At 71.8% G+C, this 17,145-nt stretch carries 8 protein-coding genes; 7 read left to right on the top strand and 1 reads right to left on the bottom strand.

The window, feature by feature from the left end:
• The first annotated feature begins 45 nt into the window (after window positions 1–45).
• The 7 genes from BMY74_RS05955 to BMY74_RS05925 are packed head-to-tail and all read left to right on the top strand — an operon-like array spanning window position 46 to window position 14,921.
• On the top strand, window positions 46–6,555 hold the full coding sequence (locus BMY74_RS05955; RefSeq protein ID WP_245785925.1) for a type I polyketide synthase: 6,510 nt from the start codon (window positions 46–48) through the stop codon (window positions 6,553–6,555).
• On the top strand, window positions 6,543–10,208 hold the full coding sequence (locus tag BMY74_RS05950; protein WP_089910846.1) for a type I polyketide synthase: 3,666 nt from the start codon (window positions 6,543–6,545) through the stop codon (window positions 10,206–10,208). Before BMY74_RS05955 ends, BMY74_RS05950 begins: the two co-directional genes overlap by 13 nt.
• Complete coding sequence (locus BMY74_RS05945; RefSeq protein ID WP_089910843.1) at window positions 10,208–10,468, top strand: acyl carrier protein; 261 nt, start codon at window positions 10,208–10,210, stop codon at window positions 10,466–10,468. The genes BMY74_RS05950 and BMY74_RS05945 overlap by 1 nt, the downstream gene beginning before the upstream one ends.
• Window positions 10,461–11,243, top strand: a complete 783-nt coding sequence (locus BMY74_RS05940; RefSeq protein WP_143091459.1) for an alpha/beta fold hydrolase — start codon at window positions 10,461–10,463, stop codon at window positions 11,241–11,243. The genes BMY74_RS05945 and BMY74_RS05940 overlap by 8 nt, the downstream gene beginning before the upstream one ends.
• The gene (locus BMY74_RS05935; protein WP_089910837.1) at window positions 11,240–12,418 is read left to right on the top strand and encodes a glycosyltransferase; all 1,179 of its coding nucleotides are present in this window, start codon (window positions 11,240–11,242) and stop codon (window positions 12,416–12,418) included. Before BMY74_RS05940 ends, BMY74_RS05935 begins: the two co-directional genes overlap by 4 nt.
• Entirely contained in the window at window positions 12,415–14,163 is a 1,749-nt protein-coding gene (locus BMY74_RS05930) for a methyltransferase domain-containing protein (RefSeq protein ID WP_089910835.1), read from the top strand. Before BMY74_RS05935 ends, BMY74_RS05930 begins: the two co-directional genes overlap by 4 nt.
• Window positions 14,160–14,921: a hypothetical protein gene (locus tag BMY74_RS05925; RefSeq protein WP_089910832.1), complete on the top strand. Its 762-nt coding sequence runs from the start codon at window positions 14,160–14,162 to the stop codon at window positions 14,919–14,921. Before BMY74_RS05930 ends, BMY74_RS05925 begins: the two co-directional genes overlap by 4 nt.
• Here BMY74_RS05925 and BMY74_RS05920 read toward each other — a convergent pair.
• Window positions 14,899–17,139: an exo-beta-d-1,3/1,6-glucosidase gene (locus BMY74_RS05920; RefSeq protein ID WP_089910829.1), complete on the bottom strand. Its 2,241-nt coding sequence runs from the start codon at window positions 17,137–17,139 to the stop codon at window positions 14,899–14,901. The two genes, BMY74_RS05925 and BMY74_RS05920, sit on opposite strands and share 23 nt — an antisense overlap.
• Window positions 17,140–17,145: the final 6 nt, after the last annotated feature.

Raw genomic sequence — 17,145 nt, 5'->3', positions numbered from 1 at the left:
AACCCTAGCTGAATTCCTTTCTCCCCACCCCTGCAGGGTGAGGAAGTGAGCGCAGTGAAGATGCTGTCGGATCGAGAACGGGTGCTGTGCCTGAGTCCGTTCAACGCCCCCAACCCGGCCCTCGTGGTCGCCGCCGAACGGGCGGGCGGGCTCGGCGTGCTCGACCTCGGGCCCGATGCCGCCGCCGACCTCGCGCGGGTCGCCGCGCGTCACCCGCGTGCGTTCGGGGTGAGACTGCACGGGCCGCTGGCGGCGCCTCTGCCGCAGGTCGTCGACACCGTCGTGGTGGATCTCGCCCGGTACGCGCCGAGCCGCGCTGAGCTGGGTGAACGCCGTGTCCTCGTGATCGTCACCTCGGTGGCGGAAGCGGCTGCGGCGATCGAGTTCGGGGCGACGGGGCTGATCGCGAAGGGTGCCGAGTCGGGCGGCCGAGTGGGTGGCTCGCCCGCGTTCGTGCTGCTTCAGCAGGTGCTCGCGCTGACCGATCTGCCGGTCTGGGTGGCCGGTTCGATCGGGCCCGACACGGCCGCCGCCGCTATCGCCGGCGGTGCTCGCGGCGTGGTGCTGGAGGGCCAGCTCGCGCTCGTCGCGGAGGCCCGAAAACATATTTCCGGCGAATTTGTCAACGCGGTCCGGTTGATGGACGGCGCCGACACCGTCGTGAACGACGGGTTACGCGTGCATGTTCGTCAAAACGCGCTCGAAATTGGTCAAGAAGGTTCCTTGGCTGATTCTTACCGTACCTCGTTCGGGACCGTCGGCGGTGTGGTCGGCGCGATTGCGCGGGGCATTCGGGACAATCTCACCCTCGTGGGTGAGCACCGGTCGGTCCGGCCGGCCGGACCGTTCTGCGACCGCGTGCCCGGTCTGCGCTACCCGATCGCGCAGGGGCCGATGACCCGTGTCAGCGACCAGCCGGCGTTCGCCGCGGCCGTCGCCGAGGGCGGCGCGCTGCCGTTCCTCGCGCTCGCGTTGATGGAGGGCCCGGCGGTCCGCGAACTGCTGGAGACCACCGCCGGCAAGCTCGGCGACCGGCCGTGGGGCGTCGGGCTGCTCGGGTTCGCGCCGGCGGAGCTGCGGGCGCGGCAGATGGAGGCCGTGCTGGCCGTTCGTCCGAAGTACGCGATCGTCGCCGGTGGCGCGCCCGCGCAGGCCCGCGAGCTGGAGGACGCCGGGATCGAGGCGTTCCTGCACGTGCCGTCGCCCGCGTTGCTGCGCCGGTTCCTCGACGAGGGCGCGCGCAAGTTCGTCTTCGAGGGCTCCGAGTGCGGCGGCCACACCGGCCCGCGCACCAGCTTCACGTTGTGGCAGCAGCAGATCGACGTGCTGCGCGGCCGTGAGAAGGACGTTGTCGCGTTGTTCGCGGGCGGCATCCACGACGCCCGTTCCGCGGCGATGATCTCCGCCATGACCGCGTCGATCGCGGCACGGGGTGCGGCCGTGGGCGTTCTCGTCGGCACGGCCTACCTGTTCACCGAGGAGGCCGTGACGCACGGCGCGATCCAGCCGGTGTTCCAGCAGGTCGCGCTGGCGTGCGAGGACACCGCGCTGCTGGAGACCTCGCCCGGCCACGCGGTCCGCTGCGCGCAGACGTCCTATGTGGACATGTTCGAGCAGGCGCGTGCGGAGCTGACCGGCCTGTCGAAGCAGGAGAGCTGGGAGAGGCTCGAACAGCTCAACCTCGGACGGCTCCGGCTCGCGAGCCGCGGCCTCGTGCGCGAGGAGGGCGTGCTCAAGGAGGTCGGGGAGGACGAGCAGCGCCGCGAAGGCATGTTCATGATCGGCCAGGTGGCGACGCTGCGCTCCGAGCGCACCACGATCGCCGCGCTGCACGAGGACATCGTGTCCGGTGTGGTCGCGGGGGTCGACGAGGAGACCGTCGAACCCGAGCCGCTGGACGTCGCCATCGTCGGCATGGCCGCGATCATGCCCGGCGCGCGGGACGTCGCCGAGTTCTGGGCGAACGTGCTGGCGGGCACCGACTCCGTCACCGAGGTCCCGCCGGACCGCTGGTCGCCGGAGCGCTACGGCAGCCCGTTCCGCTGGGGCGGCTTCCTCCCGCGCACGGCCTTCGACCCGCTCGCGTACGGCATCCCGCCCGCCTCGCTGACCTCGATCGAACCGGCCCAGCTGCTGGCGCTGGAGGTGTCGGCGAAGGCTTTGGCGGACGCGGGCTACGCGACGCGGGTGTTCGACCGCGAGCGCACGTCGGTGATCTTCGGTGCCGAGGCCGGAGCCGACCTCGCGAACGCCTACACGGTCCGCACGGCGTTGCCCGCGCTGGGAATTCGCGGCTTGGACGACCACCTGCCGGCGCTCACCGAGGACTCGTTCCCGGGGGTGCTCGGCAACGTGATCGCCGGACGCGTCGCGAACCGCCTCGACCTCGGTGGCGCGAACTACACGGTCGACGCGGCCTGCGCGTCCAGCCTCGCCGCGCTCGACGTGGCGTGCAAGGAACTCGTCGGCGGCACGAGTGACATGGTGCTGTGCGGCGCGGTCGACCTGCACAACAGTGCACACGACTACCAGATGTTCGCCTCGGTGAAAGCCCTGTCCGCCAAAGGCCGTTGCGCCACCTTCGACTCGGCGGCGGACGGCATCGCGCTCGGTGAGGGAGTGGCGGCGGTCGTGCTCAAGCGGCTCGCCGACGCCGAACGCGACGGAGACCGGGTCTACGCGGTGATCAAGGGCATCGGCGCGTCGAGCGACGGCCGGTCGAGGGGCCTGACCGCACCCCGTCCGGAAGGTCAGCAACGCGCGTTGCGCCGCGCCTACACGGCGGCTGGGCTGCCGGTCACCGACGTCGGTCTGGTCGAGGCGCACGGCACGGGAACCGTGGTGGGAGACCGGACCGAGCTCGCGTCGCTGACCGAGATGTTCTCCGGCGTTGAACCCGGCACGTGCACGATCGGCTCGGTCAAGTCGCAGATCGGCCACACCAAGTGCGCGGCCGGACTCGCCGGCCTGATCAAGGCGTCGCTGGCCGTCCACACCGGACTGCGGCCCGGCACGCTGCACGTCCAGCGGCCCAACGCGTTCTGGGACGCCGGCACGAGCCCGTTCACCTTCGGCCACCGCACGTGGGCGAGCAGGAACCGGGTCGCGGGCGTGAGCGCGTTCGGTTTCGGCGGCACGAACTTCCACACCGTGATCGCGGGGTACACCGGCGCCGACGAACCTCGCCACGGCCTGACCGCCTGGCCCGCCGAACTGTTCCTGATCCGCGGCGACGACCCCGTTGCCGCGCAACGGGAAGCCGCCCGGCTCCGCGCCCTGGTCGACGAACGGACCCCGTTGCGGTCACTGGCCGCGGCCTGTGGTGAGGGCACGGTGCAGGCGGCGTTCGTGGTGAGCGACCACACCGCGCTGCTGGCGGCGCTGACGGACGTCGAAGCCTGGCGCGCTTCCGACGTGGTGTCGCTGCGGACGGGGGAGCGGCCCCAGGTCGCGTTCCTGTACCCCGGCCAGGGCAGCCAGCGGCCGGGCATGCTGCTCGACCTGGTCACGGCTTTCCCGCGGCTGCAGGACTTCCTCGACGAGCGCTACGAGCGCGTGATGTACCCACCGGCCGCGCTGACCGCCGACGACGTGGCACGCCAGCGCGCGGAGATCACCGACACCCGCAACGCCCAGCCCGCGCTCGGCATCGCGGGCCTGATGGTGACCTCGCTGCTGGAGTCCGTCGGCGTGCGGCCGGATCTCGCCGGTGGCCACAGCTACGGCGAGCTGGTCGCGCTGTCGGCGGCCGGTGCGTTCGGCTCCACCGAGCTGCTGGAACTCAGCGCCGCCCGTGCCGAGGCGATGCTGGAGGCCGTCGGCGAGGACCCCGGCACGATGGCGGCGGTGACCGCGCCGGTGGCCGAGGTCGAGGCGCTGCTGCCGTCCGATGTCGTGGTGGCCAACCACAACGCGCCCGACCAGGTCGTGATCTCCGGACCGACCGGGGCCGTCCGCGGTGCCGTGGAGGCGTTGAGGAGCGCCGGGCTGACCGTGAAGGACATCCCGGTCGCCGCCGCGTTCCACAGCCCGCTGATGGCCGGTGCGCGGTCGCGGTTCGCCGCTCGGCTGGAGGACCTTCCGGTGGGAGAGCTGCGGTTCCCCGTGTGGTCGAACGTGTCCGCCGAGCCGCACCACGACATCGCGGACGGGCTTTCCGCGCAACTCGCGGGCCGGGTGCGATTCGTGGAGCAGGTCGAGTCGATGTACGCGGCGGGAGCGCGGATCTTCGTCGAGGCGGGCCCCGGCGGCGTGCTGACGTCGCTCGTCGGCAAGACCCTGGGCGACCGCCCGCACCAGGCGTTGCGCTGCGACGGCCACGTGACGTTCCTGCGCACGCTGGCAGCACTCGCGGTCGCCGGTGTCGAGGTCGACACCGCACCGCTGTTCGAGGACAGGGCCGAACCCGCCACGGCGGTGCCGCCACGGCCGGGCTGGTACGTGGATGGAGGACTCGTGCGCGACGCGAACGGCGACGCACTGCCCGGCGGGCTGCGACCCGCGACGGAGTTCCCGACGCTGCGGGTGGGCTCGGGACTCGGCCGGGACGAGATCGTCGAGAAGTTCCTGGACGGCATGCGGGACGCGGTGAGCGCGCAGCGCGACGTGCTGCTGAGCTACCTCGGCACCGCACCCGCCGCAGCGCCCCCGCAGGTGATCGACCAGCCCGTGGTCGTGGCGGAGCCGGTGGCGGTGGTCAAGCCGCAGGAGGACGTGGGCGCGGTCGTGCTGCGGACGATCAGCACGCGCACCGGCTACCCCGTCGAGATGTTGCAGCCGGGGCTGGACCTGGAAGCGGACCTGTCGATCGACTCGATCAAGCGGACCGAGATCGTCGGCGAACTGGTGGCCGAACTGGGGGCCGCCGGGTCCGTGGACGAGCTGGCGCAGCTCAAGACCATCGAGGGAATCGTCGGGTGGTTCGGCTCGGCACCGGTGGCCACGCCCGCGGCCAAGGACGTGCGGGCGGTCGTGCTCCAGACGATCAGCACCCGCACCGGCTACCCGGTCGAGATGCTGTTGCCGGGGCTGGACCTGGAAGCCGATCTGTCGATCGACTCGATCAAGCGCACGGAGATCGTGGGCGAGCTGGCGGCGGAGCTGGGGGCGACGGGGTCGGTGGACGACCTGGCGCAGCTGAAGACGATCGACGCCATCGTGGGCTGGTTCGGGGAGGCTCCGGCTCTCGCCGAACCCCCGAAGCCGAAGGCGATCGAGGCGGGAACGGGCAGGCTGGTCAGGCTCGTGCCGCGGGTGGTCGCCACCGGGCCCGCCACCCCTCCCGACCTCACCGGCAAGACCGTCCTCATCGTCGACGACAACGGCATCGGCCTCGAACTCGCCGACCTCCTCGAACGCCACACCGCCCGCCCGCGCGTCGAACCGGCGTTCCCGGCGGACCTGACCGGCATCGACGTCGTCGTCAGGCTCGGCGCCCGGTTGCCGGAAGCGTTCAGCGAGGTCAAGGCGTGTGTGACGAACGGTGTGGCGCTCGTCGTGGTCACCACGGGCGGCGGCACGTTCGGCTTCGACCACCAGCCCGACGAGCTGCCTGCGGACATCGGCCTGCACGGGTTGATCCGCACGGCCGCGCTCGAGTACCCGGACCTCGTGGTGCGCTCGGTCGACGTCAACCCCAAGGAGAGCCACCGCGACATCGCCACCGCGCTGCTCGCCGAGATCGGGCCTGGACCGGCCGTCGTCGGGTACCAGGCCGGAAAGCGTCAGCTCATCGAGGCGGTTCCCGAGGACCTCGAGGAGACCTCGCCACTCGCCCTCGACGCCGACAGCGTGGTGCTGCTGACCGGTGGCGCACGCGGCATCACCGCCCTGGCGGCACAGGAGCTCGCCGACCGGACCGGGTGCCACGTCGAGCTGATCGGCCGCACGCCGATCGCGCCGGAGGACCACCGGCTCGCCCACGCCACGACCGAGCCCGCGCTCGTGAAGGCGTTGTTCGAGCTGGGGGAGACCGACGCCGTTCCGGCCAAGGCGCGCAAGGTCCTGGCGGAGCGTGAGGTGCGGGCCACGCTGGAACGGTTGCGGGCCAAGGCGTCCAGCGTGCGGTACCACGAGTGCGACGTGACCGACGCGGAGGCCGTGGGCAAGGTGGTCGACGACATCAAGGCCCGGTTCGGCCGGCTCGACGGTGTCGTCCACGGCGCCGGGGTGCTGGACGACAAGCTGATCGACGCCAAGACGCAGGAGTCGTTCGACCGGGTCTGGGCGACGAAGGTCAACGGTGCCAAGGCGTTCGGTGACGGCTTCCTCGTGCTGTTCGGCAGCGTCAGCGGCGTGTTCGGCAACCGCGGGCAGGCCGACTACTCGGCGGCCAACGACGCGCTCGACCGGATGGCGCGGTTCTGGGGCGCGCAACGCCGGGTCGTCGCCGTCGACTGGGGCCCCTGGGCGGGCGCGGGCATGGCGGTCGGGCTCGCGGACGAGTACGCGCGGCGCGGCATCCCGCTGATCGAGCCGCGCCAGGGCGTGTCTGCGCTGCTCGACGAGATCGCGAACGGCCGCGACGTGCAGGTGGTCTACCGATGGGAGGCATAGCGATCGTCGGGATCGGCGCCGTCTTCCCCGGTGCCCCCGACGCGGCGGCGTTCTGGCGCAACATCGCCGCCGGTGTCGACGCGATCGGGGAGATCCCGCCCGGCCGCTGGGACCCGGCCACCTACTACGACCAGGACAGCAGGACCGGCGACCGGTTCTACTGCCGCCGCGGCGGGTTCGTCGACGACCTCGCGGAGTTCGACCCGACCCGCTTCGGCATCATGCCGTCCACTGTGGACGGCGCGGAGCCCGATCAGCTGCTCGCCCTCGCCACGGCCGCGGAAGCGCTTGCGGACGCCGGAGGTGAGGCCGTCCTGCCGTCGCGGGACCGAGTCGGCGTTGTAGTCGGACGCGGCGGTTACCTGACACCGGGGTGTGCGCGGCTCGACCAGAAGGTCAGGCTCGCGGACGAGGTCGTGTCCGTGGTGAAGGACCTGTTCCCGGCCCTCTCCGGGACCGAGCTGGACACCGTCCGCCAGGCGATTCGCGAGCGACTCGGACCCGAGCAGCCCGAAGCGTCGATCGGGCTCGTGCCGAACCTCGCGGCCTCGCGGATCGCGAACCGGTTCGACCTCAAGGGCACCGCGTACACGGTCGACGCGGCCTGCGCGTCCGGACTCGTCGCCGTCGAGCACGCCGTCCGCGAACTCCAGGAGGGCCGCGCGGACGCCATGATCGCCGGCGCCGTCCACGTCTGCCACCACCCGACGTTGTGGAGCGTGTTCACGCAGCTCAGGGCGTTGAGCGCGCAGCAGCGGATCCGGCCGTTCGACGCGGAGGCCGACGGCACCCTGCTGTCCGAGGGCGTCGGCATGGTCGTGCTGAAGCGGGTGGAGGACGTCCGGGACGAACGCGTCTACGCGGTGATCCGCGGTGTCGGCACCGCGAGCGACGGCCGCGCCACCAGCATGATGACGCCGAACCCCGAGGGCCAGCTCCTCGCCGTGCACCGGGCCTGGGCCAACGCCGGTCTCGATCCACGGACGCAGGCGCCGGGGCTGATCGAGGCGCACGGCACCGCCACCCCCGCCGGTGACGCCGCCGAACTCCAGACGATGATCAACGCGTTCGGCGCGGACGGCGACGAGATCGGCATCGGCACGGTCAAGTCGATGATCGGCCACGCGATGCCCGCCGCCGGCATGGCCGGGCTGATCAAGGCCGCGCTCGCCCTGCACCACAACACGCTTCCGCCGACCCTGCACGTCGAGAACCCGCACGGCAGCTTGACCGGCACCAGGTTCACGCCCGTGACGAGTGCTCGCGAGTGGACCGGACGGCATCGCGCGGTCGTCAACGCGTTCGGGTTCGGCGGGATCAACGCCCACGCTGTGCTCGACGGCCACACCATCGCCCGGCCGCGCAAGCCGGTGATGACGTTCGCCGCCGACACCGCCGAGGAACTGGCCACGGCGCTGAAGGACCGCCGGACGTCCACCGCGGACAGGGCGTTCCGGCTGGCCATCGGCGACCCGGACGACCGCAAGCTCAAGCTCGCCGAACGCGTGCTGGCGCAGAGCAAGGCCTGGCCCGGCCGCCACGACATCTGGTTCAGCCCGCAGCCGTTGCTGACCGACACCGACCAGGTCGCGTTCGTGTTCCCCGGCTTCGAGCGCGAGTTCAGCGGTGAGGTCGTCGACCACGCCGTCGGACTGCTGCAGGACGGCCGGGCGCAGGCCCGCGAACTGATGGCGCTCGGCATCACGCCGGGAGCGCTGGCGGGGCACAGCATGGGCGAGTGGACCGCGATGGTCGTCGGCGGCATCTACCCGACGATCGACGAGTTCGTCGGAGCGCTCGGTCCCGGCGCGGTCGCGGTGGTCGACATCGCCTACGCCGCACTGGGGTGCTCGGCCGGCACCGCCGAGCGGTACCTGGTCGAGGGCGTGACGATCAGCCACGACAACTGCCCGCACCAGTCGGTGATCTGCGGTCCGGTCGACCGCCTCGAAGAGGTGCTGGGCACCCTGAAGGCCGACGGCGTGATGGCGCAGCTGATGCCGTTCCGCACGGGCTTCCACACCCCGGCGCTCGCTCCCCACCTGGGGCGGGCCAGGGAGGTGCTGGACGCGCTGCCGGTCCGCACGTCGGACATCCCCGTCTGGTCGGCCAACTCCCTCGAACCCATGGCCGCCGACGACGTCCGCGACCTGGTCCTGCGCCACCTGGTCGAGCCCGTCCGGTTCCGGCCGCTGCTCGAACGCCTGCACGGCGCGGGCTTCCGCGCGTTCGTCCAGATCGGACAGGGCAGCCTGCCGGGTTTCATCGGTGACACGCTGTCCGGCAAGCCCCACATCGCCGTCAACGCCGACATAGCGCCGGAAGCGCTGTGGGCGTTCGGGCTCAAGCGCGGCACCGCCCACGGGGTCAAGCTCCGGCTCGGCACGCCCCGGATCGAGGTGGAGCCGCTCGGCACCGAACCCGTGCCGGTGGCGGACGACAGCCCGATGTCCGCCGCGGTCAACAAACTCCTGGCGCACACCAACGCCGTCGCGCGTGAGGTCGTGAGCGCGCTCCGGCCGAACGAGGTGGGGTTCACCCGCGAGTTCTCGTTGCGGACCATGCCGGAACTGGTCGACCACTCGGTGTTCCCGCAGGCGCCCGGCTGGCCTGACCGCGAGGACGGGTTCCCGATCGTGCCCGCGACCGGTCTGCTGGAGGTGTTCGCGGACGCCGCGCGCCGGCTCACCGGCGGCACCGTGCACGGGTTCGCCCAGGTCAGGGCCAAGCGCTGGCTCACGGCGCTGCCCGCGACGACTGTGAAGATCTCCGCCCGTGCCGAAGCAGCGGACCGCGTGGCCGTCCGGGTCGGCGACTACGCCGAGGGCGTCGTGCTGATGTCCCCGCAGGCACCGCGGCGCGTCGGCGAGGAGCTGGAAGGCGTCCGCGAGGCACCCGTGAGCGCCGCCGAGCTGTACAGCGACAACTGGATGTTCCACGGACCGGCGTTCGCGGGTGTCACGAAGATCGACTGCCTGGCGGACAACGGAATCGCGGGCGTGCTGACGCCGTTGCCCGCGCCCGGAGCGCTGCTCGACAGCGCGGGACAGCTGATCGGGCACTGGATGCAGGTCTGCCGCACGGAGGACCAGACCGTGCTGCCGACCGGGATCGAGCAGGTGACGTTCCACGGGCCGGTGCCGACCGGCGACGTCCACTGCACCGCGTGGATCCGCGAGGTCACCGGCCAGACCATGGTCGCGGACGCCGAGCTGACCGTGGACGGCGCGCTGTGGTGCCGGATCACCGGCTGGACCACCCGCCGCTTCACCACCGACGACCGGATCTGGCAGGTGAAGCTCAGGCCCGGCACCGAGATGCTGTCCGTCGTGGACGGTGAGTGGCTGCGGGTCACCGAGAACTGGTCCGACAGCGCCACCCGTGACCTGATCATGCGCCGCTACCTGAACTCGGCCGAGCGCCTGCACTACGGCGGCCTGGCCGTGCCCGCCCAGCGCGACTGGCTGCTGCGCGTGATCGCGACCAAGGACGCCGTCCGGTCGTGGCTGTGGGGACGCGGCGCCGGGCCGGTCTACCCGGCCGAACTGACCGTGTCCGCCGACGGACGGGTGCGCGGGGCCTTCGCCGTCCCGCGCACCGAAGTGACCAGCGAACAAGGGCGAGCCGCGGCCCGCGTGCGAACGGAGATCTGATGGACGAGGTGCTGCAGCAGGTCGGCAAGCTGATCACCGAGGTGGTCGGGCCCGACTTCCTGCTGGGCGTGGAGATCACCCGCGACACCACGTTCAGCGACGACCTGGGCCTGGAGTCGATCGAGTTCGTCGCGCTGGCCGACAAGCTCAACGCCCACTACGGCGTCGACCTCGTGGCCTTCCTGGCGGACATGGACATCGACGAGATCATGGCGATGTCCGTCGGCCGGCTCGTCGACCACATCACGGCCCGTGTCTGAGGTCCACGCCCGAGGGCTGCGCTTCCACGTGCAGCGGCTCGGGCCGACAGCTGACATCAACAACCGAGTGCCGACCGTGGTGTTCGTGCACGGCCTGGTGATGGACAACCTGTCGAGCTTCTACTACACGCTCGCCGCGCCGCTGGCCCAGGCCGGGTTCGGCACGGTGCTCTTCGACCTGCGCGGCCACGGCCTGTCCGAACGGCCGCCCTCCGGCTACACGCCGGAGGAGAGCGCCCTCGACCTCGTGGCCGTGCTGGACGAGATCGGCGTGACCGAGCCGGTCTACCTGCTGGGCAACAGCTACGGCGGGGTCGTCGCGATGCACGCGGCCGTCCAGGCACCCGACCGCGTCGGCGGTGTCGTGCTGGTCGAGTCGGCGGTCGGCGGTGTGGTCGGCGACGCGTGGTTCGAGGACATCACCAACACGCTGACGGTCGCGGCGCTGGGGCTGGAGTTCGACCGCACGCAGGACCAGCTGATGGCGCTGGGGCAGCGCAAGATCGCGAAGCTCGCGGTGAACGCCAACGCGTTGCTGAACGGCACGACGTTGATCGACGACCTCGGCTCCGGCGCGAAGCTCGACCTGAGCGAGGTGCGGTGCCCGGTGCTCGGGGTCTACGGCGCCGAGTCCGAACTGATCGGCGCCGCCGCCGAGCTGCGCGAACGCATCCCGTCGTGCCGCCTGCACGTGGTTTCCGGGCTGGGGCACACGGTCCTGCGCGAGGCCACGGCCGAACTGCTGGACGTGCTCTTCGACTGGCTGCCGTCATGAGCCGGTTCCTGTTCGTGGTGCCGCCGTTGACCGGCCACGTCAACCCGACCGCCTCGGTGGGCGGCGAGCTGCTGGCGCGCGGGCACGACGTGGCGTGGGTCGGGCACCCCGCGACCCTGGCGCCGTTGCTGCCGGACAACGCGAGGATCCTCCCGGCGATCGACGACGACCTGGAAGCCGAGATCCGCGCGAAGCGGGAGCGATGGCTCGCGCTGCGCGGGATGGCGGTGCTGAAGTTCTTCTGGGAGGAGTTCCTGATCCCGCTGGGGCACGCGATGGTGCCCGGGGTGGCGGACGCGGTGCGCGCCTTCCAGCCGGACGTGGTCGTCGCGGACCAGCAGGCGCTCGCGGGACCGGTGGTGGCGCGGGAGGCCGGGCTGCCGTGGGTGACGTCGGCGTCGACGTCGGCGGAGCTGGTGAATCCACTGAGGACGATGCCGAAGGTCGATGCCTGGGTGCGGGACCTGCTGCACGACTTCGCCGGTGGGGACATCAGGTTCTCGGAGCGGCTGGTGCTGGTCTACAGCTCGAAGGCGTTGGTGGCGGGGGAGTTCGGCGACGAGGTGGCGTTCGTCGGGCCGGCGCTGGAGCACCGGGTGGAGCGGAGTGGGTTCCCGTGGGAGTGGCTGGTGCGCGGGGCGGGGCGGGACAGCGCTGTAGCGGGGCGAATGGGCGGTGGGGCGGCGGAGCGGAGCGTCCTGGTCTCCCTCGGCACCCTCAACGGCCCCGCCGGGGAGCGCTTCCTCACGCAGGCCCTCGAAGCCGTGGCCGACCTGCCCGTCCGCGCCGTCGTGGTCGGTGAGCCGCGCCCCGCACCTCCCAACGTCCTGATCCTCCCGTCCGTGCCCCAACTCGCCCTCATGCCGCACCTGGACGCGGTCGTCACGCACGGCGGCCACAACACGGTCTGCGAGGCCCTCGCCCACGGCCTGCCGCTCGTCGTGGCACCGATCCGGGACGACCAGCCGACCGTCGCCGCCCAGGTCGTCGAGGCGGGCGCGGGTGTGCGGCTGACGTACTCGCGCGCAAGAGCGGCAGACATCCGCAGCGCACTGGAATCCGTGCTGGACGAGCCGGAGTACGCGGCCGCCGCGGAACGGGTGCGCGCATCGTTCTCCGAGGCGGGTGGCGCAGCCGCCGCGGCCGACCGACTGGAAAAGGTGGTGGCAGGGTGATCCTCACCGTGCTGGTGGTGCTCGTCGTCGTCCTCGACGTCCTGCGCCTGCGGTCCCGCGCGTCCAAGCTGCGAGTGCTCCCTTCGGGAGTGGGTGAGCACTCGCTCCTCACCGCCACCGGGGTCCACCCGGAAGGCTCGTGGGAGACCGACGCGGACCTGGTCGACCTGGTGCCGCGCGACCTGCCGACGGTGGCCGCGCTCGACCTGCTCGGCGCGGTCGACCCGGGCAGGTACCGCGACGACCAGTGGGCGCGCGGGATCAGCGCCTCACAGGCCGTGCTGGTGCGCGAGCAGTACCGCGAGGACGTCGACCCCGACGACCCGACCGAGTTCGTCGCGTACGTGCGGCGGGTCAAGGACCACGTGCACGCGAAGGTCGACATCGCGGTCGCGCCGGGGCTGAAGGCCGGGCCGTACGACATCGGGTACCGCGCGGCGACGTTGCGGCAGCTGGGAAAGCGGCCGTCGCTGTGGATCGCGGGCTCGGTCATCGGGTACGCGGCCGTCGTCGGTGCCCTGGTCACGGACTGGCGGTGGGGTCTCGTCGCGCTCGCCGCCTACTGGGCGCACCCGGTCCTGGTGTTCGCCGGAACGCCGCTGAAACCGCGTGACCTCTGGGTGCCGCGCGTGCTGCGGACGCCCTACCTGTGGTTCAAGACGTCCGGGGGCAAGAAGTCCACGGCCGAGAAGCGGCAGGCAGAGCACCTGAAGCAGGCCGGGCCCTGGTACGAGCAGAACCGCGACAAGAACTTCCACGAGGCACCGCGCGACAACTGCCCGTCGTGCGGGGGTGCGGAACTGCGCCGCTGGGTCACCGCGACGGACCTGGTGCAGCGCAAGCCCGGCACGTTCACGATGGACCGCTGCGTCCGATGTGGACACGTCTGGCAGAACCCGCGCCTGACCGAGGAAGGCCTGGGCTTCTACTACCGCGACTTCTACGACGGCCTCGGCGAGACGTCGGCGGAGGCGGTGTTCTCCGGCAAGACCGACCCCTACTACGGCCGGGCGCGCATGGTCGAGCCGTTCACCAGGCCCGAGCGCTGGCTGGACGTCGGCTCCGGGCACGCCCACTTCTGCCTGGGCGCCAAGGAGGTCCTGCCGCAGACGACGTTCGACGGGCTCGACCAGGGCGCGGCGATCGAGGACGCGGCACGGCTCGGGCGGATCCAGAACGCCTACCGGGGCAGCTTCAAGGACTTCGCGGGCGAGCTCAAGGGCCAGTACGACGTGATCAGCATGCACCACTACCTGGAGCACGTGCGCGACCCGTGGGAGGAGCTCGACATCGCGGCGGACGTGCTGCCGCAGGGCGGGTACCTGCTGATCGAGCTGCCCGATCCGGAGTGGCGGCTCGGCCGGATGTTCGGCCGGTACTGGATGCCGTGGTTCCAGCCGCAGCACCAGCACATGATGCCGATCGGCAACCTGGAGCAGGCGCTCGCCGAACGCGGGCTGACCACGGTGGCCACCGAGCGCAAGGAAGCCCACCTCTGCAACGACTTCACGCTCGCCCTGCTGCTGTGGCTCGGCGACAAGGCACCCCGGACGCCCGCGCCGTGGCGTCCGGAGGAGGTCAGGCTGCGCAGGACGAAGAGCTTCCTGGTGTGGTCGCTGGGCATCCCGGCGTTCTTCGTCGCGCTGGCGCTCGACCAGACGGTGAACAGGATCGCGGCCGCCCGCACCGGCAACGGCAACGCCTACCGGCTGCTGGCCCAGAAGGTTCCGGCGGAGCAGGCATGACGGTCGACATCGCGGACCGGCCCGAGCTCGCGCCCGAGCTCAGGCTGGTGCCCCACGCGTTCCGGCGCACGTTCGGCCGGCCGGCCGAAGGCGTCTGGTACGTGCCGGGCGTGCTGAACCTGCTGGGCGGTGCCGTCAAGGTGCACGCCAAGTGGGGTGCGATCGTGGCGGGAGAACTGCGCGACGACGGCGTCCTCGAACTCGTGTCGGTGAACCGCCCCGCCGAACGCGCCGTGCTGCCGTCGGACGACGTTCCGGCCTGGGCACGAGGCGTGCGGGCGAGGGGTGGTGCCACGCTGATGTGCAGCGTGGACCTGCCGCACGGCAGCGGGCTGTCCGCGCGCGAGGCCCTCGACGCGGCCGTCGGACTCGCGCTCGGCGAGATCGGCCGGACGGACCCCGACCCACTCGACCTGCCCGGTCAGCGGTTGCTGGTGGTCGACACGAGGATCAGGCGCGAGGAACCGCAGGAGCACCGGCCGCACACCCCGGGCACGAACGACCTCGGGGCGGAACTGACGGCCTACCACCGCGCCCAGAACCCGGATCCCGAGCAGGACGCGGTGGTCGAAGCCGCCCTGAAAGCCGGCGCGCGGGGCGCCAGCCTGCTGATCGACCCGCCGGGCAGGCCCGCTGTCGCACTGGTCGACGCGGACCTCGTCCCGGCGGTCAAGAAGGCGATCACGAAGGCGGTGGAGGTCCCTCCCCGCTACCTCACGATCGTGCCCGGTCCCTTCAAGGCAGCGGCTTCACGGTGAACTCGGCGCGGCGCAGGTCCTTCGAGTTCGGGCCCACCAGGAGCACGAACTCGCCGGGCTCCACCACGCGCACCCCGGCCGCGTCGACGATCGTGCAGTCCGACACCGGCAGTTCCAGGTCGACCTTGACGGTCTCGCCGGGCTCCACGTCGACCTGCCGGAACGCCTTGAGCTCCTTGTCCGCCCAGCTCACCGACGTGACGGCGTCGCTGACGTAGACCTGCACGGTCTCGCGGGAGGGCCGCGAGCCGGTGTTGGACAGGGTGATCGACGCCTTGACGGTCTCGTCCGGGCGCAGCACCGCCGTCTCCACGTGCAGGTCGCCGTACTCGACCGTCGTGTACGACAGACCCTCGCCGAACGCGAACGCCGGCTCCTGCGTCAGGTCGGCGTAGCGCGTGCCGTGCTGGCCGCGGATCTGGTTGTAGTACGTCGGCTGCTGGCCGGCGTGCGCGGCGAACGAGATCGGCAGGCGTCCGCTCGGCTCGACGAGCCCGTGCAGCACCTCGGCGATCGCGCGGCCGCCCTGCATGCCGGGGTTCGCCACCCACAGCAGCGCGGCGGCGTTGCGGGCGGAGGCGGGCAGCACCAGCGGCTTGGACGCGAGCAGCACCACGATCAGCGGCTTGCCGGTCTCGGCCAGCGCGTCCAGCAGGGCGATCTGGCCGCCGATGAGGTCGAGCGTGGCGGTGGACCGGCCCTCGCCGACCAGTTCGATCTGGTCACCGACGACGGCGACGACGTAGTCGGCGTCCCGCGCTGCCGCGACGGCCTCGGCGATCAGGTCCGCGTCCGGCGCGCACGGCTTGACCACCGGCGGGCGCGGCTGGCCGTCGGGGAACGTGTCGCCCTCGGGGTCCGGCTCCAGCGTGAGGATGTCGGCGCCGCGGGCGTAGGTGACCTCACCCGCCGACAGCTCGCGCAGGCCGTCCAGGACGGTCGTGATCATCTCGCGCGGGTGGCCGTTGGGCAGCCAGTCGGCCTGGCCGGACGAGCCCGCCCAGTCGCCGAGCTGCGTCTGCGCGTCGTCCGCGAGCGGGCCGACGACCGCGATCTTGCCCTTGCCCTGGGCGAACGGCAGCACGCCGTCGTTGCGCAGCAGCACCAGCGACCGGCGCGCGACCTGCAGGTTCAGCGCCACGTGGTCGTCGTGGTTGATCATCGTGCGCTGGCGTTCGGCGTCGGGCCTGCGCGGGTTCTCGAAGAGCCCGAGGTCGAACTTCAGCGTGAGGATGCGGGTGACCGCGCGGTCGAGGTCCGACTCGGCCAGCAGACCCTCCTCGACGGCCTGCAGCGCGCCGTCGAAGAACTGCGGGGTCGTCATGATCATGTCGTTGCCGGCCTTCACCGCGGCCGCGGCGGCGTGCATGTAGTCGGGCTGCAGCTTCTGCTCCCAGACCATGCGGCCGACGTTGTCCCAGTCGGTGATGAGCGTGCCCTTGTAGCCCCACTCGCCGCGCAGCACCTCGTCGAGCAGCCACGAGTTGACCGTGATCGGCACGCCGTCGGTCGACTGGTAGCCGAGCATGAACGTCGCGCAGCCCTCGCGGGCGACCCGCTCGAACGGCGGCAGGAACCACGAGCGCAGCTTGCGGCGCGACAGGTCCGCCTCGCTCGCGTCACGGCCGCCCTGGGTCTCCGAGTAGCCGGCGAAGTGCTTCGCGGTCGCGAGGATCGCCGTCTCGTCGGTCAGGCCATCGCCCTGGTAACCGCGGACCATGGCGGCCGCGAGCTCACCGATCAGCACCGGGTCCTCGCCGAACGTCTCGTCCACGCGGCCCCAACGCAGGTCGCGCGAGATGCACAGGACCGGCGAGAACGTCCAGTGCACGCCGGTCGCGGCGGCCTCGACGGCGGTCACGCGGGCGACCTGCTCGACGAGCCGCGGGTCCCAGGACGCCGCCATGCCGAGCTGCGTCGGGAAGATCGTGGCGCCCTCGTAGAACGAGTGGCCGTGGATGCAGTCCTCGGCGATCAGCAGCGGCACGCGCAGCCGTGTCCGCGTGGTGAGGTCTTGCGCGCGCAGCACTCGTTCGGGCGAGGTGTGCAGGATCGAGCCGACGTGCTTGCGCAGCACGTGGTCGTCCAGGTCCTCCCTCGAGTCCAGCTGCATCATCTGGCCGACCTTCTCGGCCAGCGTCATGCGGCCGAGGAGGTCGGCGACCCGCTCTGCGGTGGGCAGCGTGGCGTCGAGGTAGGGCACGTCGTCGCGATCCATGTGGTC

The sequence above is a fragment of the Lentzea albida genome (assembly GCF_900111005.1).
GTDB lineage: Bacteria > Actinomycetota > Actinomycetes > Mycobacteriales > Pseudonocardiaceae > Lentzea > Lentzea albida.
Note: the sequence above shows the minus strand (reverse complement) of the source record. Positions and strands in the feature narration are given on the sequence as shown.